Raw genomic sequence first — 26917 nt, forward strand, 5'->3', positions numbered from 1 at the left:
CAGCGTACAATTGCAGGTTGTTAGCACGACTAATGGACTTCCTGCGCCTGTCGAAAACGCAATATTTGCGGAGCCACCGCGATGCGTGACACGCCCACTTTGGAGTATTAATGAGCTTTAGTTTAAATGCGGTCTTGGATTTTCTGTCTAACGGGGTCACCCGATTTAGCGCCTGGGAAGTGTTTTTCTACACCCTGGCCGTTACGCACATCACCATTGCCAGCGTTACCATCTATCTGCACCGTCACCAGGCGCACCGCGCGCTCGAGCTGCACGCGATCCCAAGCCACTTCTTCCGTTTCTGGCTGTGGCTGACGACCGGCCAGGTCACCAAGGAATGGGCGGCGATCCACCGCAAGCACCATGCCAAATGCGACACCGAGGAAGATCCGCACAGCCCGGTCACTCGTGGCATCAAGAAAGTGTTCTGGGAAGGCGCCGAACTGTATCGCGCCGAATCGAAGAACATGGAAACCATGGAAAAGTATGGCCATGGCACGCCGACCGACTGGATGGAGCGCAATGTGTACACCCGCTACAGCTGGGCGGGTGTGGTGGCGCTGCTGTTCATTAACTTCGCGCTGTTCGGCGTCATCGGTATTTCCGTGTGGGCCGTGCAGATGATGTGGATACCGGTGACGGCAGCCGGCATCATCAACGGCATCGGCCACTACTGGGGCTACCGCAATTACGACTGCTCCGACGCGGCCACCAACATCATCCCGTTCGGCATCCTGATCGGCGGCGAGGAATTGCACAACAATCACCACACGTTCGCGACGTCGGCCAAGCTGTCGTCGAAGTGGTACGAGTTCGACATCGGCTGGGCGTACATCCGCGCGCTGGAAATCATGGGCCTGGCCAAGGTCAAGAAACTCGCGCCGGAGCCGAAGTTTGCCAAAGGCAAGGTGGAAGCCGACTTCGACACCCTGCAATCGGTCATCGCCAACCGTTACGACGTGATGGCCAAGTACGCCAAATCGATCAAGGCCGCCTGGCACGAAGAGGTCGAGCACCTGAAAACCAAGGCCGAGCTGGAGTCGCGCTTCCTGAAGTCGTCGCGCAAGTTGTTGCAGCGCGAGCCGGGCAAGCTGGAAGCGCCGCAGCAGCAGCAACTGGTTGAATTGTTCCAGCACAGCAAGGCGCTGGAAACCATGCACAACATGCGCGTGGAACTGGGCGTGATCTGGGAACGGTCGCACTTCACGCGCGACCAGCTGCTGCACAAGCTGCAAGACTGGTGCAACCGCGCCGAAGCGTCGGGCATCAAGTCGCTGCAAGAATTCTCGTTCCGCCTGCGCAGCTACGCTTGATTTGACCGCTGTCGCACAATGAACCCCGGCCGTGCCCTGGGTTTTTTTACGCCTGTCGATTGAGCGTTTGCCTAACCCGCAAGGCCGGGCGGGGTCGGACCCAGCCGGGTCCGACCCCTGCATGCCGCCGTACGGGTTGAAGTCAACGTCTAAGGGACGTAAAAAAACCGCCGGGCTTGCGCTGGGCGGTTTTTTCGGAAGCGAAGATCGATTACTTGATCTTGGTTTCTTTGAACATGACGTGCTTGCGTGCTTTAGGATCGAACTTCATGATCTCCATTTTAGCAGGCGTGGTGCGCTTGTTCTTGGTGGTGGTGTAGAAGAAACCCGTGCCTGCGGTCGATTCCAGTTTGATTTTGTCGCGGCCAGTTTTTGCCATGGTAGCTCCTAATTAGACTTTTTCGCCACGGGCGCGCATGTCGGTCAGGACGGCATCGATGCCGACCTTGTCGATGACGCGCAGACCAGCGTTGGACAGACGCAGGGAAACCCAGCGGTTTTCAGATTCAACAAAAATACGACGGTTCTGCAGGTTAGGCAGGAAACGACGTTTGGTTTTGTTGTTTGCGTGGGAAACATTGTTGCCGACCATCGGCTTCTTCCCAGTAACTTGGCAAACACGTGCCATAACGCACTCCTTAAAAGACATTCCACAATTGGAAAAACGAGAGTATATCCAAAAAACTCAGCTTTTTCAATGACTTGTGAAAAACAATTGTGTCTTGATAATATCAAAAAATTTAACAATTGTGACTTCCTGAGGTATTTTGCAACTTCTCCTATGAAAAACCCTTCGCGCCAAGCCGAAATTTACATCTGTCCATGCTCGGCAAACGAATGCACCTGATGGCCGGCCACCACAAAATGGTCGAGGATGCGGATATCGACCAGGGCCAGCGCCTGCATTAATGCCCGCGTCAGCAGCAAATCGGATTCGCTGGGATCGGGCGTGCCGGACGGATGGTTGTGCGCGAGCATGACGCTGGCGGCATTGCGCGCCAACGCCTCCTTGACCACCTCGCGCGGGTAGACGCTGGTGTGGGTCAATGTGCCGCGAAACAATTCCTTGCTGTCGATCAGACGATTTTTAACATCCAGGAACAGCACATGAAACGATTCAAAGGATTTACCGCTGAACAGGAGCAGCAGATATTCCTTCACCGCGCGCGGCGAACCCAACATGGCTCCTGATCGCACTTCCTCCAGCATCGCGCGCCGCGCCAGTTCCATCACCGCCTGCAGTTGGGCGAACTTTGCCGGTCCGAGGCCGTGGATCGCAGAGAACTCTTTCAGGCTGGCGCTGAAGAGTCGTTGCAGTGATCCAAAATGGTGCACCATGTGCTGGGCGAGTTGTACCGCGTCCCGTCCCGGGACACCGATGCGCAGGAACACCGCCAGTAATTCCGCATCCGACAGCGCGCTCGCGCCTTCGCGGATCAGTCGTTCGCGCGGACGGCGTTCTGCCGGCCAGTCATTGATCGTCATGGATATCCTCCGAGCAGAAGTACCCATTGTGGTCAAAACGCAAATTGAAATACTGATGGGAGTCTGATGAAGGACGATTTAAGCGCCGGTCACTTGATTCTTTCCCATTGCTTGTAGACGTCCGAGTCGTTGCGTTTGCCAATTACCAGCACTTCGATCGTGTCGTTGGTCACTGCGTACACAATGCGGTACTCCCCGGAATCGACCCTTCGCTCGCGATTTTTCCCGCCTTTGAGGAGCGAGCTATCATGGGGCTCGGGATTGCGCAAAAGTCCAAGCACCGCACGGCCAATCTGCTTGTAGAGTTTGGGGTCAAGCCCGGACCAAAACTTCTCGGCGCTATGAGTTAGAGCCAGCTTCCTCATTTTTGCTGTCCCCTAGAGCGCCAAGAATAGCTTTTACCCGTTCGGACCCGACGAACCCTTCCTCGCGAGCCAAGTCAGCTTTTGCCAACCATAGTTGATCTTCCAGTTCTTGAATGCGGGACACCATGGCGTCGAAATCGCGCCGTGAGAGGATGTAAGCGGCAACCCGACCTTGCTTGGTAATGCCAACAGGCTTGCGTGACGCCTCATTCAGCACTTCCCCGAACTGGGTCTCCGCATCCTTGGCGTTGTATATCTTGAGGGTCGCTGCGGTAGTCATATCCATTCCTAAAAATCATGCGCTACGGGCCAAATCAATATACACCCATGCGCCGCGCAGTCAATTGATCCCAAATCATCACAGGCGGCGGGCGCGAGGGGCAAGGTGGCTTACAATATAGCCTTTGCTAGCTCACCGAACCCCAGTCATGTCTAACGCGCAACCTGTCGTCACCAAATCGGCTTATCTCACCCTGCATTATCGTCTCGCCTCCCTGGACGGTACTGATATCGTCACTACCTTCAGTGGAAATCCCGCGACCCTGATGCTGGGCCAGGGCCAGCTGGCGCCGGTGCTCGAGGAGTTGCTGATCGGCCTGCCCGAAGGCACGCACAAGACGTTCGAGCTGGAACCCGGTGTCGGCTTCGGCCCGCGCAACCCGGAACTGGTGCGCGAAGTGACGCGCGCGACCCTGGACGAGAATTCCGTACCCGGCGCCGACTACAAAGTGGGCGACCTGGTCGATTTCGCCGCGCCGGGCGGCGGCCGCTTCGCCGGCATCCTGCGCGAGCTGGGCGACGACACCTGCTTATTCGACTTCAATCATCCGCTGGCCGGCCAGCCGCTGAAGTTCGAAGTCAACCTAATTTCCGTTCTGTGAGGCACTGATGAGCGATAAAGAACTCCTGTTGGCCCAGCCGCGCGGCTTTTGCGCCGGCGTCGACCGCGCGATCGAGATCGTCGAGCGCGCGCTGCTGCAGTTCGGCGCGCCGATCTATGTGCGCCACGAAATCGTCCACAACGCCTATGTGGTGGAAGACTTGCGCAACAAGGGCGCGATCTTCATCGAGGACCTGGACGATGTGCCTGCCGGTAATACCCTGGTGTTTTCGGCCCATGGGGTGTCCAAGGCGGTGCGCGCCGAGGCGGAATCGCGCGGCCTGAGCATCTTCGACGCGACCTGTCCGCTGGTGACCAAGGTGCACGTGGAAGTGGCCAAGATGCGCAAGCAAGGCTGCGAAATCATCATGATCGGCCACGACGGCCACCCCGAGGTCGAGGGTACGATGGGCCAGACCGAAGAGGGCATGTATCTGGTGGAAACCGTGGCCGACGTCGAGCGTCTGGAGGTGAAGAAGCCGGAGCATCTGGCCTATGTCTCCCAGACAACGTTGTCGGTTGACGACACCGCCGAGATCATCGAGGCGCTCAAACGCAAGTTCCCGGCCATTATCGAGCCGAAAAAAGGCGACATTTGCTACGCCACCACCAACCGCCAGGAGGCCGTGAAGTTCATGGCGCCGCAGGTGGAACTGGTGATCGTTGTCGGCAGCCCGAACAGCTCCAATTCCAACCGCCTGCGCGAAGTGGCCGAGAAGATGGGCACGCCCGCCTACATGGTCGACAACGCCACGCAGATCAACCCGGCCTGGCTGGAGGGCAAGCTGCGGGTGGGCGTGACCGCCGGCGCTTCGGCGCCCGAGGTGCTGGTGCAGGCCGTCATCGACCGTCTGAAAGAGTGCGGCGTGCGCAGCGTTCGCCCGCTCGACGGCGTGCAGGAAGCGGTGACCTTTCCGCTGCCGAAGGGCCTGGACGGCCAGAAAGCGGCTCCGGTCGGCGGCCCGGTCTGAGCAAGCGGCGAGGCGTGCAAAACTTAATTCAGCACTTTTGACGTTATTCCGCAGTTAGTTTTTCGGGAATCTCGCTATCATTGCCTCGCTCGCAAAAACTTGTCGATTAGGCCCTTAAGCGGGCCAGCGACACCCAGCCAGTTCGCAGGGTTTCATGTCGTTCAGGCATGAAACTTGCATGATTATCGTGTAGTCAACCGCGGCACTACGGGGACATCTAGCCCCCGGGTGCCGTTTTTGTTACTTGGACCGTCTGTGCAACACCAATTTAAAGGCTCTTAATGGATACTTTTATCCAACAAATCATAAATGGACTGGTGCTGGGCAGCATGTACGCCCTGGTCGCGCTGGGGTACACCATGGTGTACGGCGTGCTCAACCTCATTAACTTCGCCCACGGCGACGTACTGATGGTCGGCGCCATGACCGGCCTGACCATCCTGAAATACCTCAACGAGTACGCGCCGGACCTGCCCGGCTACGTCAAGCTGGCCATCGCCATCGGCGGCGCCATTCCGGTTTGTATCATCGTCAACATCCTGATCGAACGCGTCGCCTACCGCCGCCTGCGCAACGCGCCGCGCCTGGCGCCCCTGATCACGGCGATCGGCGTGTCCATCCTGCTGCAAACCTTCGCCATGATGATCTGGACCCGCAACCCGCTGCCGTTCCCGCAGTTGCTGTCGTCCGAGCCGGTGGTGGTCGGTGGCGCGCTCATCTCGCAGACGCAGATCCTGCTGCTGGTGCTGGCCGCCGTGTCGATGACCGGGCTGGTGCTGCTGGTGGAAAAAACCAAGATGGGCCGCGCCATGCGCGCCACGGCGGAAAATCCCCGGGTCGCCGGCCTGATGGGCGTCGACTCGAACAAGGTCATCGTCGCCACCTTCGCGCTCGGCGCGGCGCTGGCCGCCGTGGCCGGCGTGATGTGGGGCGCCAACTACGCCTCGATCCAGTTCGCGATGGGCTTCGTGCCGGGCCTGAAGGCCTTCTCGGCGGCGGTGCTGGGCGGCATTGGCAATATCTACGGCGCGATGATCGGCGGTATCGTGCTCGGCATTATCGAGAGCCTGGGCGCCGGCTACATCGGCGACCTGACCGGCGGCTTCCTCGGCAGCCACTATCAGGACATTTTCGCTTTCGTCGTGCTGATCCTTGTGCTGACGGTGCGTCCGTCCGGCATCATGGGCGAGCGCGTCGCCGACCGAGCGTAACAGGGGGACATCATGGCTATTCTCAATTTCGACGTTTCCCGCAATCCACGCAAGGCCTACAGCAGCATGGCTGTGGTCTTCATCGGCTTGCTGATCTTCCCGTTCTTTGCCGCGCAGTTCGGCAATTCGTGGGTCCGCATCATCGACATGGCGCTGCTGTACATCATGCTGGCGCTGGGCCTGAACATCGTGGTCGGCTTCGCCGGCCTGCTCGATCTGGGCTACATCGCGTTCTACGCGGTGGGCGCCTACATGACCGGCCTGCTGGCCTCGCCGCAATTCGCGGCGCTGCTCGAATCGGTCATCAACCAGTATCCGGTGCTGGGCGAGTCGCTGGTCTCCCTCTTCGGACCGGAGATCCAGCAAAACGGCATCCACCTGTCGGTGTGGGTGATCGTGCCGCTGGCGGCCGCCACGGCCGGCCTGTTCGGCGCGCTGCTCGGCGCCCCGACCCTCAAGCTGCGCGGCGACTACCTGGCCATCGTGACCCTGGGCTTCGGCGAGATCATCCGCATCTTCATGAACAACCTGAACGAGCCGATCAACTTCACCAACGGTCCGCAGGGTATCAACCTGATCGATCCGATCCGGGTGTTCGGCGTCAATCTGGCGGGGGAGGCCGGTTCGCGCGCAACCGTCGTCTTCGGCGGCTTCTCCATGCCTTCCGTGAACGCCTACTACTTCCTGTTTTTGTTCCTGTGCATCGCCATCGTGTTCGTCACGTCGCGCTTGCAGCACTCGCGCCTGGGCCGCGCCTGGGTCGCGATCCGCGAGGACGAGATCGCTGCCAAGGCGATGGGCATCAACACCCGCAACGTCAAGCTGTTGGCGTTCACGATGGGCGCGTCGTTCGGCGGCATCGCCGGCGCGCTGTTCGCGTCGTTCCAGGGCTTCGTGTCGCCGGAATCGTTCTCGCTGACCGAGTCGATCGCCGTGCTGGCAATGGTGGTGCTGGGCGGTATCGGCCATATCCCCGGCGTGATCATGGGCGGCGTGCTGCTGGCGGCCTTGCCGGAAGTGTTGCGCCACGTCGTGGAACCGTTGCAGCAAAAGCTGTTCGGCCACATCCTGATCGAGGCCGAAGTGCTGCGCCAGCTGCTATACGGCCTGGCCATGGTGCTGATCATGCTCAACCGTCCGGCCGGCCTGTGGCCAGCGCCCAAGCATGAAGACCGTCCCGACAGCGATTCGGATACCAAAGATCAATCGTCCGGCACTGTGGCGGCCTGAGGAAAGCAGACATGAGCGAACAAGTAATTCTCAACATCGCCGGCGTCAACAAGCGCTTCGGCGGCCTGCAGGCGCTGACCGATGTCGGCATCAAGATCCTGAAGGGCCAGATCTACGGCCTGATCGGCCCCAACGGCGCCGGCAAGACCACGTTCTTCAACGTTATCACCGGCCTGTACCAGCCGGACACCGGCACCTTCGAGCTGGCCGGCAAGCCGTACTCGCCGTCCGCGCCGCATGAGGTTGCCAAGGCGGGCATCGCCCGCACCTTTCAGAACATCCGCCTGTTCGGCGAGATGACCGCGCTGGAAAACGTCATGGTCGGGCGCCACGTGCGCTCGCACCAGGGCGTGTTCGGCGCCGTGTTCCGCCACAAGGCGGCGCGCGAGGAGGAGGCGAGCATCCGCAAGCGCGCGCAGGAGTTGCTGGACTTCGTCGGCATCGGCCAGTTCGCCAACCGCACCTCGCGCTTCCTGTCGTACGGCGACCAGCGCCGTCTGGAAATCGCCCGCGCGCTGGCCACCGATCCGCAACTGCTGGCGCTGGACGAACCGGCCGCCGGCATGAACGCCACCGAGAAACTGGCGCTGCGCGAGTTGCTGGTCAAGATCAAGAACGAGGGCAAGACCGTGTTGCTGATCGAGCACGACGTCAAAATGATGATGGGCCTGTGCGACCGGCTGATGGTGCTGGAATACGGCAAGCCGATCGCCGAGGGTCTGCCGGCGGAAATACAGAGCAATCAGGCGGTCATCGAAGCCTATCTGGGAGGATCGCACTAATGAGCGAAAATGTTCTGAAGGTATCGGGACTGAAAGTCGCGTACGGCGGCATCAAGGCCGTCAAGGGTATCGACCTGGAAGTGAACAAGGGCGAGCTGGTCGCGCTGATCGGCGCCAACGGCGCGGGCAAGACCACGACCCTGAAAGCCATCACGGGAACCTTGCCGGCTTGTAAAGTCGAAGGCACGATCAGCTATGAAGGTGAGTCGCTGAAAGGCAGCAAGTCCTTCCATCTGGTGCAGAAAAAACTGGCGATGGTGCCGGAAGGGCGCGGCGTGTTCACCCGCATGTCGATCCAGGAAAACCTGATGATGGGCGCGTTCACCCGCAACGACAAGGCCGGCATCGAGGCCGACATCGCCAAGTGGTTCGACGTGTTCCCGCGCCTGAAGGAGCGGGCGGCGCAGATGGCCGGCACCCTGTCGGGCGGCGAACAGCAGATGCTGGCGATGGCGCGCGCGCTGATGTCGCATCCGAACCTGCTGCTGCTGGACGAGCCGTCGATGGGGCTGTCGCCGATCATGGTCGAGAAGATTTTCGAAGTGATCCGCAACGTCTCGAAAGAAGGCATCACCGTTTTGCTGGTCGAACAGAACGCCAAGCTGGCGCTGCAGGCGGCGCACCGTGGCTACGTCATGGATTCGGGCAACATCACCATGACCGGCAACGCCCGCGACATGCTGGACGATCCGCGCGTCAAAGCCGCGTACCTCGGCGAATAAACCCGGCAACCGTTTAGCGATACGCGTGCGTTACCACTTAGGGGTCGTACCCCAAGGAGTACGACGGGGACGCCGAGTCCCCGGTAGGCAGTGCGGGTTTGCCGGCGCACAGGCAAAAAAAAGCCCCGGCACGGGCCGAGGCTTTTAAGGACATCCGTCAGGAGGAAACCACGGATGCCGAGGAGACCGCAGAACGGGCACCGGCGCCTGGGCGCCGGCCACTATTGCTGATTACTTGCGTGCCGGAGCGACCTTGGCGGCGGCTGCGGAGAACTGGTTCACGGCCTGGGCAACGTTGCTTTCGATCGACTCGGCAGCTTGCTTGGCGGTTTTGCTGAACTGCTCGTAGCCGGCGTTGGCGTTGCCAATGGCCGATTTGAACAGGGCGACGGCGTTTTCGCTGCCGGCCGGGGCGTTCTTGCTCACTTCTTCCACCAGCGAGATGACTTTGCGGTTGGTTTCGGCGATTTGGGTTTCAGCGGCTTTGCTGAACTCGGCGCTGGTGCTCTGGGCGATGTTCGCCAGGTGACGACCGTAAGCGATGGTTTTTTCAGCGGTCGGCTGGGCCTGAGCGGATGCCAGCGAGAAGAATTCTTGCGGATCTTTTGCCGACAACAGCTGCTTGGTGGTGATCGACGACTCTTCCAGCGACGCCTTGGCGGCGGTCAGGTTCAGGTCGACAAACTTCTCCACGCCTTCGAAGGCCTTGTTGGTCAGGGCCGAAAAGATAGCGAACTGCGCTTCAAAGTTGGCTTTGGTCGCATTGGAAAATTGCTCAGGGATTGAAAACATTTAACTCTCCAGGAAAATAGTCATTAATTGGATACTGCCGTTCTACTCGGCGAGAAACAGAACATCCATGTTTCAAACCGATCAAATTGTGCAACGCAACAAAGACGATTTTACGGCGTTGGGAAATTAAGTCAAGCGATTTTTTGTGCGTTGCATCAAGGCATGAAACATCGTTTTGAGGAAGCATTTCCCAGCTAAAACTTATTGCGGTGCACACCAAGACATGGCGTGGCTGCTTGCTGTGGAGCCCCGGCCGATGCGCAAACGCCCGCCGTGATAGACTCGGCGGACCCTGAATCGGTGCCGTTTTCCGGCCTCCGGTTTCCTTTCAGTCAGCTAGTCAGTTTTCATGCCCGATACCCCGACCGCCGTTTCAGCCGCAAAACAGCCTCCCGCGACCGCCGCGCACGCGACTTTTCTGTCGCCGATGCCGTTGTTTTTTGTACTCTTATGGAGCAGCGGCTTCATCGTGGCGAAGTTTGGACTGCCGTATGCGCCGCCGCTGACCTTCCTGTTGATGCGTTTTGTCGGCGTGCTGGTGCTACTGGTGCCGATCGTCCTGCTGCTGCGCGCCCCTTGGCCGCGCGGCAAGATCTGGCAGGTCGGGCTGGCCGGGGTACTGGTGCAGGCCGGTTACCTGATCGGGGTCTGGTGCGCCATCAAGCTGGGCATGCCGGCCGGCTTGTCGGCTTTGATCGTCGGCATGCAGCCCATCCTGACCGCCTTCGCCGCGCCGCTGATCGGCGAGAAGGTGCTGCCCCGTCAATGGCTCGGGCTGCTGTTCGGTATCGGCGGCGTCGCCTTGGTGGTGGCCGCCAAGATCAAGCTGACCGGATTGTCGGTCGAGGCGATTGCGCTGTGCGTGCTGGCGCTGGTGTCGATCACGGTGGGCACCATGTATCAGAAACGCCATTGCCCGCAGTTCGACTTGCGCACCGGCACCGTGATCCAGTTCGCCGCGTCGACTGTTGTAGTGTTGCCGTTGGCTATCATATTCGAAGGCTGGACGCCGGCGTTTGCTGCGGTGCAGTGGACGTCCGAGTTTATCGGCGCGCTGCTGTGGTCGGTTTTGGGCTTGTCGATCGGCGCCATCTTCCTGCTGTTCGCGCTGATACGGCGCAGCGACGCCACCCAGGTCACCAGTTTGATGTATCTGACGCCGCCCACCACGGCCGTGATGGCCTGGTTGATGTTCGGCGAAGTGTTCAATCTCCTCGGCGTGGCGGGCATGGCGCTGGCGGTCACCGGGGTGTTTTTCGTGGTCAGCAAGAGCAAACCCAAATAGCGAGGACACATGATTTCTACTCCCGAACAGCAGGCGGTGGATGCCGCGATCACGTCGCGCCGCTCGATCCGCGCCTATACGCCACAAGCCGTGGCGCGCGAGGACATATTGCAGATCCTTCAGGTGGCGGGCAGGGCGCCGTCCGGCACCAACACCCAGCCGTGGAAAGTGTATGTGCTGGAAGGCGAGCGCAAGCGGGAGTTGTCTTCGGCGATTCTGGCCATACATAACGATCCGGAGCAAGCGAAGCTGCACACAGAGGAGTATGCGTATTACCCAAAGGAATGGGTCTCGCCGTATATCGACCGCCGCCGCAAGGTCGGCTGGGATTTGTATGCCTTGCTCGGGCTTACCCGTGACAACAAGGCCGGCATGGCGGCCCAGCATGGCCGCAATTACGAGTTCTTCGGCGCACCGGTGGGGCTGATCTTTACGATCGACCGCATCATGGAGCAGGGTTCCTGGCTCGACTACGGGATGTTCTTGCAGAGCGTGATGGTCGCTGCGCGCGGGCGTGGACTAGATACTTGTCCGCAAGCCGCTTTTACGCAGTATCATCGGGTCATCGGTTCTGTCCTGAACATCCCTGAAAACGAGACCGTGGTGTGCGGCATGGCCCTCGGTTACGCCGACACGACAAAAATCGAAAATTCTTTGATCACCGAGCGCATGCGCGTCGAAGAATTTGTTAAATTTGTCGTTATGGACTAGCTTGCATAAAAGGGTAGTTAAATGCGTATTGCAGATCCGCAACCAAAGATGCTGCGAGGGATAATTTAGCTTGCGCTCCCTCACCATTTTGCTACACTGCAACAGTCGATTGTGAAATCCGGCTTTTCTTCTTTTGGGGATACGAATGTATAAACTAGCGTTAAGTGCGCTCATTTCGCTGATGTTTGCATCCGCCGGCATGACTGCCGCCCAGGCTGCGACCGCCAACACCGCCGCGCCGAAAAAAGCCGTGGTTAAAAAGGCCAAGGCCCGCCAGACCGTGCGCCTCGCCGCAGTGGATTCCGGCGACCGCATGATCAAGCGCGTGACCAAGGTCAACGGCCGCCGCAAGGTGGTCTACCAGCGCATGATTACCGCCGCGCCGGCCATGCCGACCATGGGCGACCTGGCCGGGTTGAACTCGACGCACGATCCGCTGGACCTCAAGTCCAACGTGGCGCTGGTGCTGGACCAGGCCAATTCCGAAGTATTGTTTGAAAAGAATTCCAACGTCGCCTTGCCGATCGCTTCGATCACCAAGATGATGACCGGCCTGGTTGTGGTGGAAGCCAACCAGGACATGGACGAAGTGCTGACCGTGACCGACGCCGATGTCGACCGCGAAAAATTCAGCAGCTCGCGCCTGCGCGTCGGCGCCCAGCTGACCCGCGCCAACATGTTGCATATCGCCCTGATGAGTTCGGAAAACCGCGCCGCTTCGGCCCTCGGCCGCAACTACCCGGGTGGCAAGCCAGCGTTTGTCGAGGCGATGAACGCCAAGGCCCGCGAACTGGGCATGACCGACACGCATTATGTCGATTCCAGCGGCTTGTCGAAAATGAATGTTGCCAGCGCGCGTGACCTGGCCAAGCTGGCGATGGCGGCTTATCAGCATCCGATGCTGCGCCAGTTCTCCACCGATTCCAAAGCCATCGTCGAAGCCAACGGCCGTCCGATGCAGTTCGGCACCACCAATCACCTGGTGGCCAGCCCCGACTGGGCGATCGGCCTGCAAAAGACCGGGTTCATCAACGAAGCCGGTCGCTGCCTGCTGATGCAAGCCGTCATCGAAGGCCGTTCCGTGATCATGGTGTTCCTCGATTCCAAGGGCAAGCAGTCGCGTACCGCCGATGCTGGCCGCATGCGCACCTGGCTGCAGGCGCTCAAGCCCGCGGCGCTGACCACCAACACCAGCTCGCCGGTTTATTCGACCGGCATGTAACCGAGCGTGGCGGAGATCTGGTTGGCGGTCGTGACCAGATCTTCCAGCCAGTCTTCCTGCAGACGGTCGGCCGGCGCCGAGATCGACAGCCCGGCAATCAGCTTGCCGCTGTCGTCGTGAATGCCGGCGGCCATGCAACGCACCCCCAGCTCCAATTCCTCGTTATCGCGCGCATAGCCGCGTGACTTCACCAAGCTGAGCTCGCGCTCGAGCTTGGACAAATCCGTGATCGAATTCTTGTTGTGCCCGGCAAGCCCGGTGCGCGTGGCGTAGGCGCGGATGGCTTTCGGCTCGTCCACCGACAGGAACAGCTTGCCGGTCGAGGTCAGGTGCAGCGGACCGCGTCCGCCGATCGCGCGCACCACCTGCATGCCCGAGCGTTCCGAGAAGGCGCGGTCGATATAGACGATCTCGTCGCCCTGGCGCACCGACAGGTTGATGGTCTGCTGGGTCTTCTTGTGCAATGCACGCATGAAATCCAGCGCCGCCTCGCGCACCGACAGCCGGCTCTTGACCACGTTGCCCAGTTCCAGCAGCCGCATGCCCAGGCGATAGGTGCCCGGTTCGATGCGGTCGACAAAGCGCGTGAGCACCATGTCGTTGAGGATGCGGTGCGCGGTGGAGGGGTGTAGCCCGGAAACCTTGGACAATTCCTTCAGGCTGACGGGATCGGGGTATTTGGCGAGAGCGTCTAGTAACGCCACCATGCGTTCGATCACCTGAATAGTGGTCTTTTGCTCAGGAACGGTTTCGATTTTCATGATGTGGTTGGTGCGGTGCAGTATTCGGTAACTACGTTATACCATAATGTGAAAAAAATGGGAATTGATGCATAATGCGTCATCTTTATCTCGTCTTATCGTTCATGGAACCTGTCAGCGAATTCAAAAGCAAAAGCGGCCTGAAACGGATCTTTTCGGCCTTTTTCTACTCGATCGACGGCTTGAAGGCCGCCTGGAAGCATGAGCACGCGTTCCGTCAGGAGCTGGGTCTGTTCGTCGCCGGGACGCTTGTCGCGCTGGTGCTGAAGGTGTCGGCGTTCGAGAAGCTGGTGCTGATCGCGGTGCTGGTACTGATCCTGATCGTCGAACTGATTAACTCGGCGATCGAGGCGGTGGTTGACCGGATTTCGCTGGAACGCCACCCGCTGTCCAAAAATGCCAAAGACTTCGGCAGCGCTGCCGTGCTGTTGGCTTGCCTGCTGGCGGCGGCAACGTGGGCTGTGGTGCTGTTCAACCGCTTCTACTAGTCCTTATGCGTTTACTGCATATAGAACTGATAAAAGCTTAGTTCTCATTTATAAGGGGCAGCATTACTCTTTGGTCTAACATAACTAGGGGAATCAAATGCTGTCCAAAAAAATCATCGCCGCAGCCATTTTTGCCGCTACGGCCGCTTCATCCGTCATTGCAGCCGAAATTTCTTTGCTTAACGTATCGTACGACCCGACGCGCGAGCTGTACCAGGACGTTAACGCCGCCTTCGCCAAGGACTGGAAAGCCAAGACCGGCGATACCGTCAAGATCAAGCAATCGCACGGCGGTTCCGGCAAGCAGGGCCGCGCCGTCATCGACGGCCTGGAAGCGGACGTGGTCTCGCTGGCGCTGGCCTACGACATCGACGCCATCGCCGAACGCAAGATCCTGGCCCCGGACTGGCAGAAGAAACTGCCGCACAACAGCACCCCGTACACCTCGACCATCGTGTTCCTGGTCCGCAAGGGCAACCCGAAGGGCATCAAGGACTGGAACGATCTGGTTAAGCCTGGCGTGGCCGTCATCACCCCGAATCCGAAAACCTCCGGCGGCGCCCGCTGGAACCACCTGGCCGCTTACGGCTACGCACTGCGCCAGCCGGGCGGCACCGAAGCGAGCGCCAAGGAATTCCTCGGCAAACTGTATAAGAACGTGCCGGTGCTCGATTCCGGCGCGCGCGGCGCCACCACCACCTTCGTCGAGCGCGGCATCGGCGACGTGCTGATCGCGTGGGAAAACGAGGCGCTGCTGGCCATCAAGGAACTGGGACCGAGCAAGTTCGACATCGTCGCCCCATCGGTCTCGATCCTGGCCGAGCCGCCGGTGGCCGTGGTCGACAAGGTGGTCGACAAGCGCGGCACCCGCAAGGTGGCCGAGGCTTACCTGAACTTCCTCTACACGGATGCGGCGCAGGAAATCATCGCCAAGAACTACTACCGTCCTGCCGTCGAGAAAGAGGCGAAGAAATACGCCGCCCAATTCCCGGCCGTCAAACTGTTCACGATCGCCGACATCGCCGGCGACTGGTCCAAGGCGCAGAAGACCCACTTCGCCGACGGTGGCGTGTTCGACCAGATCTACCAGCCGAAGTAAGCACCATGTCCGGCCCCATCACAGCGGATTTCCGTGGTTTCCGTGTCCTGATCGCGCCGGGCTTGCACAACAGCGGACCGGATCACTGGCAAAGCCGCTGGCAGCGCCTGTTTCCCGCTTTCGAGCGAGTCGAGCAGGACGATTGGGAGGCGCCGGATCTGGCGCGCTGGTCGGCCCGAGTCGACCAGCTGCGCCGAACCAAGCCTGACGACCCGCGTCCAACACTGATCGTCGCGCACAGCTTCGGCAGCCTGGCGAGCGTGCACAGCGTGGCGCGCGATCCGTCCGGCGTGGCCGGCCTGCTGCTGGTGGCGCCGGCCGATCCGGACAAGTTCAATGTCGCCGATCAACTGCCCAAGCAGGCGTTGCCGGTCCCGTCGATCGTGATCGGCAGCACCGATGACCCGTGGATGGCGGCGCCTCGCGCGGCCTTGTGGGCCGACCGCTGGCACAGCCAATTCGTCAACGGCGGACCGCTGGGGCATATCAATGCCGAGTCCGGCCTGGGCGATTGGCCCGAAGGACTGGAAATCTTGTATTTTTTAATAGATAAGGTGCAGAATGGAGCCCTCGCGGCGCATTGACGCCCTTGCCATTCAACCTGCTAACCTCTGGAGACCACCATGACACTGCGACTCGGCGATACCGCCCCCGATTTTGAACAAGACTCCTCCATCGGCAAGCTGAAGTTCCACGAGTGGGCTGGCGATTCCTGGGTGGTGCTGTTCTCCCATCCGGCCGACTTCACGCCCGTCTGCACCACCGAGCTGGGCCTGACCGCCAAGCTGAAACCGGAATTCGACAAGCGCAATGTCAAGGCGATCGCGCTGTCGGTCGACCCGGCCGAATCGCACAAGGGCTGGATCGCCGACATCGAATCGACCCAGGACACCGTGGTCGGCTTCCCGATCATCGCCGACGAAGACCGCAAGGTCGCCGCCCTGTACGACATGATCCACCCGAACGCCTCGACCACGGCCACCGTGCGCACCCTGTTCGTCATCGATCCGAACAAAAAGGTCCGCCTGAGCCTGACCTATCCGATGAGCACCGGCCGCAACTTCGACGAAGTGCTGCGCGTCATCGACGCCCTGCAACTGACCGACGCCTACACCGTGGCCACGCCGGGCAACTGGAAAGATGGCGACGACGTCATCATTCCGCTGACCGTGCAAGACCCGGAAGTGCTGAAGCAAAAGTACCCGAAAGGCTTTACCGCCGCTAAACCTTACCTGCGCGTCACGCCTCAGCCAAACAAGTGATCGGAATAAAAAGCGCATAAGCAAATAAGGATTGCGTTGTTTGGAAATTTCCCTAGAGTAGGTACCCTGCTGCCTACTCTTGGGGAATTGCATGGATGTATCGTTTGTCATTTCAGGTTTCGCGGTAGGCTTATTGGTGGGCATGACCGGTGTCGGCGGCGGATCGCTGATGACGCCGCTGCTGACCTTGCTGTTCGGCGTCTCGCCGGCCGTCGCCGTCGGCACCGACCTGGCCTTCGCCTCCCTCACCAAGGGCGTCGGCACCTTCACCCACCGCCTGCGCGGCACGGTCCACTGGGACATCGTGCGGCGCCTGTGCATCGGCGCCTTGCCGGCCGCCGTGGTCGCCAGCCTCGGCCTCAAGTACTTCGGCACCCTCAGCCCGGAACTGGGCCAGATCATCCGCTATTCCATCGCCGGCTCGGTGATGCTGACTGTCTGCGCGTTGCTGTTCCGCCGCAAGATGCTGGCGTGGATCAACGCCCGTCCGGAGCGCCAGTTGCAGGGCGCCAAACTGACCAGCGCGACCATTTTTGCCGGCGCCGTGCTCGGCACCCTGGTCACCATTTCGTCGATCGGCGCCGGCGCCGTCGGCGCGACCGTGCTGGTGATGCTGTATCCGAAGCTGACTCCGGCCGAAGTGGCCGGTACCGACATCGCCTACGCCGTGCCGCTGACGGCCATCGCCGCCGTCGGCCACTGGTGGCTGGGCTCGATCAACTGGATGCTGCTGCTGACATTGCTGGTGGGCTCGCTGCCGGGCATTACCATCGGCTCCTACTTCGCCAAATCGGTGCCGGAGCGGCTGCTGCGCGGCCTGCTGGCTTTCATTTTGGTAGCGGTCGCCGCCAAACTCATAATGTGAGTAGCTATATAGCGGAATCGTCTAACTAAATGAAAAATGCTTCGTTTGTAATATGACGCACAGATGAGATTATGCAGCCCTTATAGAAGAATTTGTAATAAGGGAGCAAGTCCATGTCTGCAGTTCTCGCAGCGCCCGCCACGGCCCCCGTGGCCGCCAGGGGTGCGCCATTCCGCGTGATGCCGGGCTTCCGGCTATCGCTGGGATTCACGATTTTCTACCTGACCCTGATCGTGCTGATCCCGTTATCGGCCGTCTTCCTCAAGACGTTCACGATGACATGGGAGGGCTTCTGGGCCGCCGTCACCTCCGATCGCGTGATGGCCTCGTACCGGCTGACCTTTGGCGCTTCGCTGATCGGCGCATTTATTAATGTGATTTTCGGCGGCATCGTCGCCTGGGTGCTGGTGCGCTACGAGTTTCCCGGCAAGCGCATCATCGACGCCCTGGTCGACCTGCCGTTCGCGCTGCCGACCGCTGTCGCCGGCATCACCTTGACGGCGCTGTATTCGGCCAACGGCTGGTTCGGCCAGTTCATCGAAGGCGTGCTGGGCATCAAGGTGGCGTTCACGCCGCTCGGCGTGGTCGTCGCGCTGACCTTCATCGGCTTGCCGTTCGTGGTGCGCACGGTGCAGCCGGTGCTGGAGGACGCCGAACGCGAACTGGAGGAGGCCGCCGCCAGCCTGGGCGCCAACGCTTTCCAGACCTTCACCCGCGTGGTGTTCCCGACCATCATGCCGTCGTTGATGACGGGCTTCGCGCTGGCCTTCGCCCGCGCCACCGGCGAATTCGGCTCGGTAATTTTCATCGCCGGCAACATGCCGATGATTTCCGAGATCACGCCGCTGTTCATCATCACCAAACTCGAGCAGTACGACTACGCCGGCGCCACCGCGATCGCGGTGGTGATGCTGGTGGTGTCGTTCATCATGCTGCTGACCATCAACCTGTTGCAAGCCTGGGCTCGCGGAAAGTCGGGTAAATAATATGAGCGGACTGCCTCCCGTCCCGGTGCGTCGCGGCGAACTGCCGTCGGCGCCGCAAATCCTGGAACCGATGTGGGTGCGCGGCGTGCTGATCGCCATCGCGCTGACCTTCCTGACCGTGTTCCTGTTCGTGCCACTCGTGGCCGTGTTCGCGGAAGCCTTCCGCAAGGGCTGGGAAGCCTACGTGGCCGCCATCGTCGAGGAAGACGCGATCTCGGCCATCAAGCTGACCCTCATCACGGCCGTCATCGCCGTGCCGCTGAACCTGGTGTTCGGCGTGGCCGCCTCGTGGTGTATCGCCAAGTTCGAGTTCCGGGGCAAAAGCTTTTTGCTGACCCTGATCGACCTGCCGTTCTCGGTGTCGCCGGTGATCTCCGGCCTGATCTACGTGCTGCTGTTCGGCGCGCAGGGCTGGATGGGGCCGTGGCTGCAGGAGCACGACATCAAGATCCTGTTTGCCGTACCCGGCATCGTGCTGGCGACCATCTTCGTCACCTTCCCGTTCGTGGCGCGCGAGCTGATCCCGCTGATGCAGGCGCAAGGCAGCGAAGAAGAAGAGGCCGCCATCGTGCTGGGCGCCTCCGGCTGGGACACCTTCCGTCGCGTGACTTTGCCGAACATTAAGTGGGGCCTGCTGTACGGCGTGATCCTGTGTAACGCCCGCGCGATGGGCGAGTTCGGCGCGGTGTCGGTGGTGTCCGGCCACATCCGTGGCGAGACCAACACCGTGCCGCTGCAGGTGGAGATTCTGTACAACGAGTACAACTTCGCCGCCGCCTTCGCCGTGGCGTCCCTGCTGGCATTGCTGGCGCTGGTGACGCTGGCCCTGAAATCCTTTATCTCTTGGCGCTTGAACGAATCGATCGCCGATGACGCACGTTCCAAGGAGCACTGACATGACGATCGAAGTTAAAAACATCAACAAGCGTTTCGGCGATTTCGTCGCCCTCAACAATGTCTCGCTGGACTTTCCTGCGGGCGAGCTGACCGCGCTGCTGGGACCTTCCGGCTGCGGCAAGACGACGCTGCTGCGCATCATCGCCGGCCTCGAGCATCCGGATTCGGGCCAGGTGCTGTTGGACTCGAATGACGCCTCCCATCGCCATGTGCGCGAGCGCCAGGTCGGCTTCGTGTTCCAGCACTACGCGCTGTTCAAGCATATGACCGTGTTCGAGAACGTCGCCTTCGGCCTGCGCGTGAAACCGCGCGCCGAGCGGCCGTCGGAAGACCAGATCCGCCGCAAGGTCAAGGAACTGCTGGAGCTGGTGCAGCTGGACTGGCTGGCCGACCGCTATCCGCCGCAACTGTCGGGCGGGCAGCGCCAGCGTATCGCGCTCGCACGCGCGCTGGCCGTCGAGCCGCGCGTGCTGCTGCTGGACGAACCGTTCGGCGCGCTCGACGCCAAGGTCCGCAAGGAACTGCGCCGCTGGCTGCGCCGCCTGCACGACGATCTGCACGTGACGTCGATCTTCGTCACCCACGACCAGGAGGAGGCGCTGGAAGTGGCCGACCAGGTGGTGCTGATGAACAAGGGTAACGTCGAGCAGATCGGCGCGCCGGACCAGGTCTACAACCATCCGGCCTCGCCGTTCGTCTACGGCTTCCTGGGCAACGTCAACATGTTCCACGGCCGCGTGCAGGATGGCGTGCTGGCCAGTGGCGGCGCGACCTTCCAGGTGCCGGGTCAGCCGGACGCCGACGGCAAGGGCACGGCCTATGTGCGTCCGCACGACCTGGATATCGAACGCTACACGCCCGGCGCCGAGGGCATCGTCGTCAAGCTGCGCCGCGCGCACGCGATCGGCCCGCTGGCGCAGCTGGACCTGGAGCGCGACGACACGTCCGAGCTGATCGAGGCGGTGATGTCGAATGAGCGTTTCAGCCATCTGCAACTGAAAGAGGGTGAGACTTTGGTGGTGCGTCCCAAGCGCCTGCATGTGTTTGTTGACGCTGGAGCTTCCATATGAATTTTCAACAATTGCGGTCGATCCGCGAAGCCGCCCGGCGCGGCTACAATTTGACCGAAGTGGCGAATGCCTTGTTCACCTCGCAGCCTGGCGTGAGCCGCCAGATCCGCGAGCTGGAAGACGAACTGGGCGTGGTGATTTTCGAACGCAACGGCAAGCGCCTGACCGGCATGACCGAGCCGGGCAAGGGCATCCTCAAGATCATCGACCGTCTGCTGATCGAGGCGGAAAACCTGCAGCAGGCCAGCCTCGAGTACACGGGCCAGCAAAGCGGCACGCTTAGCGTCGCCGCCACGCACACGCAGGCGCGCTACGCGCTGCCGAAGGTGGTGCAGAGTTTTCGCACCGCGTATCCGGACGTGCGCATCGCCTTGCAGCAGAGCGCGCCGGAGCATATCGCCGAATGGATTTTGTCAGGCAAGACCGATATCGGCATCGCCACCGAGGGCTTGTCGCAGTTCCCGGACCTGGTGTCTTTCCCTTGCTACCGATGGAGCCATTTGATCGTGGTGCCCGACGGTCATCCCTTGCTGGGCCGCTCGCCGATCAAGCTGGAGGATCTGGCCGAGTTCCCGTTGATTACCTACGACGTCGGCTTCACCGGACGCGGGCATATCGACGCGGCGTTTTCGCAGGCCGGCGTCAAGCCCGACATCGTCTTGACGGCGATGGATTCGGACGTCATCAAGCAGTATGTCGCGCTCGGTCTGGGCGTGGGCATCGTCGCCTCGATGGCCTTCGACCACGGCCGCGACAAGGGCATGCGCGCGGTCGAGGCGTCGCATCTGTTCGCGCCGAATACGACGCGGCTGGCGGTGCGCAAGGGCGCCTATCTGCGCTCGTACGCTTACCACTTCATCCAGCAATTCGCGCCCGATCTGACGCGCGAGGAAATCGACGCCGCCTTGAACGGCGGCGACATCGCCTGACGTAAAAATGGCCGCTGAAAAGCGGCCATTTTTTTGGTCAAATCCCATTTGAGGAATTCTGAATCACGTAGGGCGGATTAGGCGGGACGCCGTAATCGGCCATCTATGAGCCGTCGACGGCGCATGCATGGCCGATTACGCTTCGCTAATCCGCCCTACGTGTCTCCGTGGATATCATCCGACCCAGGGCGCGATCACCAGCTGTAACCGGCCTTGGCGTAGTAATACCGGCCGTTGAAGCCGTTCGGTGCCCAGCCGCTATAAAGGTTGATGCCGTTGAGGTTGAGGTTGGCTACCGACGTGATCGTGTCCGGATACTTGTCGGTCACGTTGTCCACGCCCACGCTCAAGCGCCAGTTCTTGCTCAGCTTGACGCTGGCCGACAGGTCCAGCACCCATTGCGGATCGTACACCTGATCCTGCGCCGGATTGTTCTGCGGCACGGTGAAGCTGCCATAGCGGGTGATCACGCCGCGCGCGTTCCAGGCGCCCAGGGTGTAGTCCGTCGCCAGGCTGAACTTGTCCTTCGGCGAGCCGACCGTCAGGCGGTTGATGGTCTGGCGGTCGATCAGGGTCAGGCCGTTGGCGGTCAGGATGGCCGGGTTGTCGTTGACATGCTGCACCGAATTCTTGTTGCGGTTGTACGCCAGCGTGAAGTCGTAGCGGCCGGCGCCGGCCAGATCCCAGCGGTACGTGCTGACCACGTCGACGCCGGTGGTGCGGGTATCGATGGCGTTGGTGAAGTAGCGGGCCGCGCCGACCGGCAGGCCTTGGGCGGCCAGCGTCGCGCGCAAGGTCGGCGACAGGTTCATGCTGGTCGACAGCGCGATGCGGTCGTCGATGTCGATGCGGTAGGCGTCGACGCTGGCGCTCCAGTTGCGGGTCGGCTGCACTTGCAGGCCGATGCTGTAGTTGCGGGCTTTCTCGGCCTTCAACTGTTGCGCGCCGAGCGCGTCGGCGGCGGCGCTGCCGACGGCGAACGTGCCCGTTTCGATCGGCGTGTTCTGGCCGTTGATGATCGAGAAATTGGTGGTCGTGATGGTGTAGAACTGCTGTGCCAGCGACGGCGCGCGGAAGCCGGACGAGGCCGTGCCACGCAGCGACACCTGGGGATTGAACGCGTAGCGTGCCGAGCCCTTCACCGAGGTCGTGTTGCCGAAGTCGCTGTAGCGCTCGTGGCGCACGGCGGCCGAGGCCGAGAACTGCCTGGTGATGTCGGCTTCGAAGTTGGCGTAGATCGATTTGTTGTTGCGGCTGTTGCTACCGGCGTTGACCGGACGGAAACCGGAGAATCCCTGCGCGCCGCCGCCGATATAGGACGGCTCGTCGCCGGCGCCGATCTCGTATTCCTCGTGCCGCGCTTCGACGCCCAGCGCCACCGTCAGCGGACCGCTGAAGGCGGCGACAGGAAATTCCTTGGCGATATCGAAATTGAACAGGCCTTGCGTGTTTTGCAGTTTGCCGGCGTAGAAGTGGGTCGGGCTGCTGGCGCCCAGGTCGAGGTTGACGGTGTTGTCGAGGTCGAGCTCGAATTTGTTCCTGCCGTAGTTGAGACTGGCGTCCCAACGCCAGCCGGACAGTTCTCCGCGCAGGCCGGTCACCAGCGACTGGTCGGTCGAGGTGCTGTTTTGCAGCGGCAGGAAGCCTTGCGGGTAAAGCGTGGGCGAGCGGTCCGGCGTGCGCCAGGTGGCCGCCGCCGAGGTCTTGCGCTCGCCGTAGCTGGCGAAGGCGTACCAGTCGATATCGTCGGTCACGCGGTACTGGCTGTTGGCGAAGATCGTGCGCGGCTTGCTGTCGGGGTCGCCGTAACGCTGGTTGACCTTGCCGATCTGGGAGCCGGCGATCGGACGCGTATCGACGCCGGCGCGGTTGGTCGGATCGCGGTCCGCCGCCTCGATGGCCACGCGCACCCAGCCCTGGTCGCCGAGGCTGAAACCGGTCGAGCCGCGCACGGTTTTCTGCTTGCCGTCGCCTTCCTTGTACTCGCCGTAGCCGACTTCGACATCGCCGCCGGTGGCGCCTTTTTTGAGGATGATGTTGATCACGCCGGCGATCGCGTCTGAGCCGTATTGGGCCGCCGCGCCGTCGCGCAGCACCTCGATGCGTTCGATCGCCGCCAGCGGGATCGCGTTCAGGTCGACCGGCGCCGAGCCGCGCCCTTGCGTGCCGTTGACGTTGACCACGGCCGAGGTGTAACGGCGCTTGCCGTTGACCAGCACCAGGGTCTGGTCTGGCGACAGGCCGCGCAGCTGCGCCGGACGCACGGCGTCGCTGGTGTCGGCGCCGGACGGGCGCGGGAAGTTCATCGACGGCACCAGTCGGCCCAGCACGGTGGCCAGTTCGCTCGATCCGCTGGCCTGCAGTTCGCGCGCGCTGATGATGTCGACGGGCGACTCGGAATCGATGGTGCGGCGGTTCTTGGCGTAGGTGCCGGTGACGACCACCGACTGCAGCTCGCCGTCGGCGGGCGCGTCCTGGGCAAAGGCGGGGATGACGATGGTGGCGATCAGCGTGCTCAGCAAAAGCGGTGTGGCGATGTGGCGTGAAGTCATGTGGCGGTCTCGTGTGCGAAGGTAGTGGCACAGGATAGCAGCCGCACAATTGAACACCAACGAACCATTGCGTCTAACCATATATCCAAACAACACCCGGACACGTTGATTCCGCGCGGGTGTGATCGCGCTTTACTGGCCGGGGTTGGGCAGGCTGGCGTGGATGGCGTCGATTTGCGCGATGATTTCCGGCGTGAGCGTGACGTCGTAGGCGTCGATGTTTTCCTTCAGCTGCGCCAGGCTGGTGGCGCCGATGATGGTCGAGGCGACGTTCCAGCGGCCGTAGCACCATGCCAGCGCCAGTTGCGTCGGCGTCAGGCCGTTGTCGCGCGCGAGCTCGGTGTATTGCGCGACCGCCGCCAGCACCGTCGGCCGCAGGTAGCGCGGGCTCCACGTCGGCGGAAAGATCGTCAGCCGGCCGCGCGTGTTCGGGTCGTCGTGGTATTTGCCTGTCAGTTGGCCGAAGGCCAGCGGGCTGTACGCCAGCAGGCCGACGTTTTCGCGGAAGCAGGTCTCGTCGAGGAAACTGGTCTCGTAGTGGCGCGCCGTCAGGTTGTACAGGTTCTGGATGGAGGCAATGCGCGGCAGGCCCTTCATCTCCGACTGCTTGATGAACTCGCTCACGCCCCAGCACGATTCGTTGGAGACGCCGATCGCGCCGATCTTGCCTTCCTTGATCAGCTCGCCAAGCGCGGCCAGCGTTTCCTCCACGGCCACGCATTCGCGTTCGAGCTGCGGATTGAAGACGCTCGCGCCGAAGATCGGCACGTTGCGGCTGGGCCAGTGCAATTGGTATAAATCGATATGGTCGGTTTGCAGGCGCTGCAGGCTGGTGTCGACCGCCGCGCGCAGGTTGGCGGCGTCGAAGTTCTGCTTGCCGCCGCGTACCCAGCCGATGTTGGGGTTCGGACCGGCCGCCTTGGTCGCCAGCACCACCTTGTCGCGCATGCCCGACTTCTTCAGCCAACTGCCGATGAAGCGCTCGGTCGCGCCCTGCGTTTCGGCGCGCGGCATGACCGGATACATCTCGGCGGTGTCGATGAAGTTGACGCCGCGTTCGACCGCGTAGTCGAGCTGGCTGTGGGCGTCCGCCTCGGTGTTCTGTTCGCCGAACGTCATCGTGCCCAGGCAAATCTTCGTGACCTGCAGATCGCTGGAACCAAGTTGTATCTTCCGCATGCCCGCTCCTAAATTAATGTCCGCGCACGGCCCGCGCGCAATCGTTGACCAGTGCCGGGCCAGCGTAGATCAGGCCGCTGTACAACTGCACCAGTTGCGCGCCGCAGTCCATTTTGACCTTGGCGTCCGCACCGCGCATGATACCGCCAACGCCGATAATCGGCAGGGCGTCGCCCAGTTCGGCCTTGAGCAGGCGAATGACGGTGTTGGACAGCTCGAACACCGGCGCGCCCGACAGCCCGCCCGCCTCGGCGCCGTGGCGCATGCCGGCCACGGCGTCGCGGCTCAGGGTGGTGTTGGTGGCGATGACGCCGTCGATTTTGTGGCGCAGCAGCGCGTCGGCGATGTTCTTGACCTGGTCGCCGTCCATGTCCGGCGCGATTTTCAGGGCCAGCGGCACGTAGCGCTTGTGCTGGTCGGCCAGGCGTGACTGCGCGTCCTTCAGTTGCGCCAGCAGGCCGTCGAGCTCGGAGCCGCCTTGCAGCTGGCGCAGGTTCTTGGTGTTGGGCGAGGAGATGTTGACCGTCACATAGCTGGCGTAGGGATAGACTTTTTCCAGGCAGTGCAGGTAGTCGTCTGCCGCGCGCTCGATCGGCGTGTCGGCGTTCTTGCCGATGTTCAGGCCCAGCACGCCGGCCTTGTCCTGGTAGAAGCGCGATGCTTGCACATTGGCGACGAAGGCGTCGACGCCGCCGTTGTTAAAGCCCATGCGGTTGATGATGGCGTGCGCGGCCGGCAGGCGGAACATGCGCGGCTTGGGATTGCCCGCCTGCCCGCGCGGGGTCACGGTGCCCACCTCGATCGAGCCGAAGCCCAGGTCCGCCAGTGCGTCGATGAAGGCGCCGTCCTTGTCCAGCCCGGCGGCGAGGCCGACCGGATTCTTGAACGTGACACCCATCACGGTGCGCGGGTCGGCCGCCGGTTGCTTGACCAGCTTGGTCAAGCCCAGCGCGGCGGCGCGTTTGAGCGCGGGAAGGGTGAAGTGGTGCGCGGCTTCGGCGTCCATCGAGAACAGCATCGGACGGGCCAGGGAATACAGGAATTTTTCGGACATGAGGGGGCTCTGGTTGTTGGCCCCGGTATTTTATCAGGCCTCCAGCACGCTCCACACGCCCTTGATGCGCGCTTCCAGCGGCTTGAAGTTGGTTTTATAGGACATTTTCGGGCTTTCCCTGATCCAGTAGCCCAGGTAGATGTAGGGCAGGCTCAGCTCGCGCGCCTGGGCGATCTGCCACAGCACGTTGAAGGTGCCGTAGGAGGCGCCTTCGACATCGGGATCGAAGAAGGTGTACACCGACGACAGGCCGTCCGACAGCACGTCGATGATGCTGACCATGCGCAGGGTGCCGCCGGGCTCGCGGAACTCCACCAGCCGCGTGTTGACCCGGCTTTGCAGCAGGAATTGCGCGTACTGGTCGCGGCTGTCCTGGTCCATGCCGCCGCCGGCGTGGCGCTTGCTCTGGTAGCGCAGGTACAGTTCGTAGTGTTCGTCGGAGAATTGCAGGGTGGCGACGCCGGCGCGCAGGTCGCCGTGCTTTGCCCAGGCGCGGCGCTGGCCGCGGTTGGGGGCGAACTGGTCGACCACCACGCGCACCGGGATGCAGGCCTGGCAACCGTCGCAATATGGTCGATATGTAAAGATGCCGCTGCGCCGGAAGCCGTTCTTGACGAGTTCCGAATAGACGTCGGCGTTGATCAGGTGTGAAGGCGTAGCCACCTGCGAGCGCGCCTGGCGCGCGTCCAGATAGCTGCAAGGGTAGGGCGCCGTGGTGTAAAACTGCAGCGTCGCGAAAGGCAGATCGTTCAGGTGCGTCATGCACGTCCTATCGATGGCGAGGTTCTATTCCTTATGATAGCGCC

30 protein-coding genes are annotated in these 26917 nt (G+C 61.6%); 19 read left to right on the forward strand and 11 right to left on the reverse strand.

From position 1 onward, the window contains the following. The first annotated feature begins 110 nt into the window (after positions 1 to 110). The gene (locus NHH88_08165; protein USX15740.1) at positions 111 to 1313 is read left to right on the forward strand and encodes a fatty acid desaturase; all 1203 of its coding nucleotides are present in this window, start codon (positions 111 to 113) and stop codon (positions 1311 to 1313) included. A 211-nt stretch (positions 1314 to 1524) separates the two neighbouring features. On the opposite strand, the gene rpmG is transcribed toward NHH88_08165, so the two are convergent. The 5 genes from rpmG to NHH88_08190 all read right to left on the reverse strand — a co-directional run bounded on the left by rpmG (position 1525) and on the right by NHH88_08190 (position 3443). Beyond that, positions 1525 to 1692: a 50S ribosomal protein L33 gene (gene rpmG, locus NHH88_08170; protein USX15741.1), complete on the reverse strand. Its 168-nt coding sequence runs from the start codon at positions 1690 to 1692 to the stop codon at positions 1525 to 1527. Between the two features lie 12 nt (positions 1693 to 1704). After that, positions 1705 to 1941 carry a 50S ribosomal protein L28 gene (rpmB, locus tag NHH88_08175; GenBank protein ID USX15742.1) on the reverse strand — a complete coding sequence of 79 codons (237 nt, stop codon included), beginning with the start codon at positions 1939 to 1941 and terminating at the stop codon, positions 1705 to 1707. A gap of 182 nt (positions 1942 to 2123) precedes the next feature. Continuing rightward, positions 2124 to 2798 carry a DNA repair protein RadC gene (gene radC / locus NHH88_08180; GenBank protein ID USX15743.1) on the reverse strand — a complete coding sequence of 225 codons (675 nt, stop codon included), beginning with the start codon at positions 2796 to 2798 and terminating at the stop codon, positions 2124 to 2126. 89 nt (positions 2799 to 2887) lie between these two features. Then, positions 2888 to 3163 (reverse strand): type II toxin-antitoxin system RelE/ParE family toxin, encoded by a 276-nt coding sequence (locus NHH88_08185; GenBank protein USX15744.1) that lies wholly within the window; start codon positions 3161 to 3163, stop codon positions 2888 to 2890. Then, positions 3138 to 3443: a type II toxin-antitoxin system prevent-host-death family antitoxin gene (locus NHH88_08190; protein ID USX15745.1), complete on the reverse strand. Its 306-nt coding sequence runs from the start codon at positions 3441 to 3443 to the stop codon at positions 3138 to 3140. Before NHH88_08190 ends, NHH88_08185 begins: the two co-directional genes overlap by 26 nt. Positions 3444 to 3591: 148 nt before the next feature. Here NHH88_08190 and NHH88_08195 point away from each other — a divergent pair, with 148 nt between their 5' ends. The 6 genes from NHH88_08195 to NHH88_08220 all read left to right on the forward strand — a co-directional run bounded on the left by NHH88_08195 (position 3592) and on the right by NHH88_08220 (position 8959). Beyond that, positions 3592 to 4044 (forward strand): FKBP-type peptidyl-prolyl cis-trans isomerase, encoded by a 453-nt coding sequence (locus tag NHH88_08195; protein ID USX15746.1) that lies wholly within the window; start codon positions 3592 to 3594, stop codon positions 4042 to 4044. Positions 4045 to 4051: 7 nt separating this feature from the next. Further along, positions 4052 to 5014: a 4-hydroxy-3-methylbut-2-enyl diphosphate reductase gene (gene ispH, locus NHH88_08200; protein USX15747.1), complete on the forward strand. Its 963-nt coding sequence runs from the start codon at positions 4052 to 4054 to the stop codon at positions 5012 to 5014. Positions 5015 to 5295: 281 nt separating this feature from the next. After that, a complete protein-coding gene (locus tag NHH88_08205) occupies positions 5296 to 6225 on the forward strand; it encodes a branched-chain amino acid ABC transporter permease (protein ID USX15748.1) in 930 nt (309 codons plus the stop codon). Between the two features lie 12 nt (positions 6226 to 6237). Next, a complete protein-coding gene (locus NHH88_08210) occupies positions 6238 to 7455 on the forward strand; it encodes an ABC transporter ATP-binding protein (protein USX15749.1) in 1218 nt (405 codons plus the stop codon). A gap of 11 nt (positions 7456 to 7466) precedes the next feature. Beyond that, a complete protein-coding gene (locus NHH88_08215; GenBank protein USX15750.1) occupies positions 7467 to 8237 on the forward strand; it encodes an ABC transporter ATP-binding protein in 771 nt (256 codons plus the stop codon). Beyond that, on the forward strand, positions 8237 to 8959 hold the full coding sequence (locus NHH88_08220) for an ABC transporter ATP-binding protein (protein ID USX15751.1): 723 nt from the start codon (positions 8237 to 8239) through the stop codon (positions 8957 to 8959). Before NHH88_08215 ends, NHH88_08220 begins: the two co-directional genes overlap by 1 nt. 231 nt (positions 8960 to 9190) lie before the next feature. On the opposite strand, the gene NHH88_08225 is transcribed toward NHH88_08220, so the two are convergent. After that, the gene (locus tag NHH88_08225; protein ID USX15752.1) at positions 9191 to 9751 is read right to left on the reverse strand and encodes a phasin family protein; all 561 of its coding nucleotides are present in this window, start codon (positions 9749 to 9751) and stop codon (positions 9191 to 9193) included. Positions 9752 to 10100: 349 nt separating this feature from the next. Between NHH88_08225 and NHH88_08230 the strand changes: the two genes are divergently transcribed. From NHH88_08230 to pbpG, 3 genes are all read left to right on the forward strand, one after another. Continuing rightward, on the forward strand, positions 10101 to 11036 hold the full coding sequence (locus NHH88_08230) for a DMT family transporter (GenBank protein ID USX15753.1): 936 nt from the start codon (positions 10101 to 10103) through the stop codon (positions 11034 to 11036). Positions 11037 to 11045: 9 nt separating this feature from the next. Then, entirely contained in the window at positions 11046 to 11747 is a 702-nt protein-coding gene (locus tag NHH88_08235; GenBank protein ID USX15754.1) for a nitroreductase, read from the forward strand. A 145-nt stretch (positions 11748 to 11892) separates the two neighbouring features. Next, a complete protein-coding gene (pbpG, locus tag NHH88_08240; protein ID USX15755.1) occupies positions 11893 to 12969 on the forward strand; it encodes a D-alanyl-D-alanine endopeptidase in 1077 nt (358 codons plus the stop codon). Here pbpG and NHH88_08245 read toward each other — a convergent pair. Then, positions 12951 to 13730, reverse strand: coding sequence for an IclR family transcriptional regulator (locus tag NHH88_08245; GenBank protein ID USX15756.1), 780 nt, complete (start codon positions 13728 to 13730; stop codon positions 12951 to 12953). The two genes, pbpG and NHH88_08245, sit on opposite strands and share 19 nt — an antisense overlap. Positions 13731 to 13834: 104 nt before the next feature. Between NHH88_08245 and NHH88_08250 the strand changes: the two genes are divergently transcribed. From NHH88_08250 to NHH88_08290, 9 genes are all read left to right on the forward strand, one after another. Continuing rightward, the gene (locus tag NHH88_08250) at positions 13835 to 14218 is read left to right on the forward strand and encodes a diacylglycerol kinase (protein ID USX17296.1); all 384 of its coding nucleotides are present in this window, start codon (positions 13835 to 13837) and stop codon (positions 14216 to 14218) included. A gap of 97 nt (positions 14219 to 14315) precedes the next feature. Then, positions 14316 to 15317, forward strand: coding sequence for a sulfate ABC transporter substrate-binding protein (locus NHH88_08255; GenBank protein USX15757.1), 1002 nt, complete (start codon positions 14316 to 14318; stop codon positions 15315 to 15317). Positions 15318 to 15322: 5 nt separating this feature from the next. Then, complete coding sequence (locus NHH88_08260) at positions 15323 to 15901, forward strand: alpha/beta hydrolase (protein ID USX15758.1); 579 nt, start codon at positions 15323 to 15325, stop codon at positions 15899 to 15901. Positions 15902 to 15940: 39 nt separating this feature from the next. After that, entirely contained in the window at positions 15941 to 16579 is a 639-nt protein-coding gene (locus NHH88_08265) for a peroxiredoxin (protein ID USX15759.1), read from the forward strand. Between the two features lie 91 nt (positions 16580 to 16670). Next, positions 16671 to 17444: a sulfite exporter TauE/SafE family protein gene (locus NHH88_08270; GenBank protein USX15760.1), complete on the forward strand. Its 774-nt coding sequence runs from the start codon at positions 16671 to 16673 to the stop codon at positions 17442 to 17444. Between the two features lie 113 nt (positions 17445 to 17557). Beyond that, entirely contained in the window at positions 17558 to 18430 is an 873-nt protein-coding gene (gene cysT / locus NHH88_08275) for a sulfate ABC transporter permease subunit CysT (protein ID USX15761.1), read from the forward strand. A 1-nt stretch (position 18431) separates the two neighbouring features. After that, positions 18432 to 19325 (forward strand): sulfate ABC transporter permease subunit CysW, encoded by an 894-nt coding sequence (cysW, locus tag NHH88_08280; protein ID USX15762.1) that lies wholly within the window; start codon positions 18432 to 18434, stop codon positions 19323 to 19325. A gap of 1 nt (position 19326) precedes the next feature. Further along, on the forward strand, positions 19327 to 20397 hold the full coding sequence (locus NHH88_08285) for a sulfate ABC transporter ATP-binding protein (protein ID USX15763.1): 1071 nt from the start codon (positions 19327 to 19329) through the stop codon (positions 20395 to 20397). Then, positions 20394 to 21326, forward strand: coding sequence for a CysB family HTH-type transcriptional regulator (locus NHH88_08290; GenBank protein ID USX15764.1), 933 nt, complete (start codon positions 20394 to 20396; stop codon positions 21324 to 21326). Before NHH88_08285 ends, NHH88_08290 begins: the two co-directional genes overlap by 4 nt. Positions 21327 to 21520: 194 nt before the next feature. Here the strand turns inward: NHH88_08290 and NHH88_08295 are convergent, their stop codons facing one another. The 4 genes from NHH88_08295 to NHH88_08310 form a co-directional block, all read right to left on the reverse strand. Continuing rightward, positions 21521 to 23878, reverse strand: coding sequence for a TonB-dependent receptor (locus tag NHH88_08295; GenBank protein USX15765.1), 2358 nt, complete (start codon positions 23876 to 23878; stop codon positions 21521 to 21523). A gap of 132 nt (positions 23879 to 24010) precedes the next feature. Then, positions 24011 to 25057, reverse strand: a complete 1047-nt coding sequence (locus NHH88_08300; GenBank protein USX15766.1) for an aldo/keto reductase — start codon at positions 25055 to 25057, stop codon at positions 24011 to 24013. Positions 25058 to 25070: 13 nt separating this feature from the next. Next, positions 25071 to 26111, reverse strand: coding sequence for a quinone-dependent dihydroorotate dehydrogenase (locus tag NHH88_08305; protein ID USX15767.1), 1041 nt, complete (start codon positions 26109 to 26111; stop codon positions 25071 to 25073). A 33-nt stretch (positions 26112 to 26144) separates the two neighbouring features. Continuing rightward, the gene (locus tag NHH88_08310; GenBank protein USX15768.1) at positions 26145 to 26873 is read right to left on the reverse strand and encodes an arginyltransferase; all 729 of its coding nucleotides are present in this window, start codon (positions 26871 to 26873) and stop codon (positions 26145 to 26147) included. Between the last annotated feature and the right edge of the window lie 44 nt (positions 26874 to 26917).

It is taken from the genome of Oxalobacteraceae bacterium OTU3CAMAD1, from assembly GCA_024123915.1.
GTDB lineage: Bacteria > Pseudomonadota > Gammaproteobacteria > Burkholderiales > Burkholderiaceae_D > Rugamonas.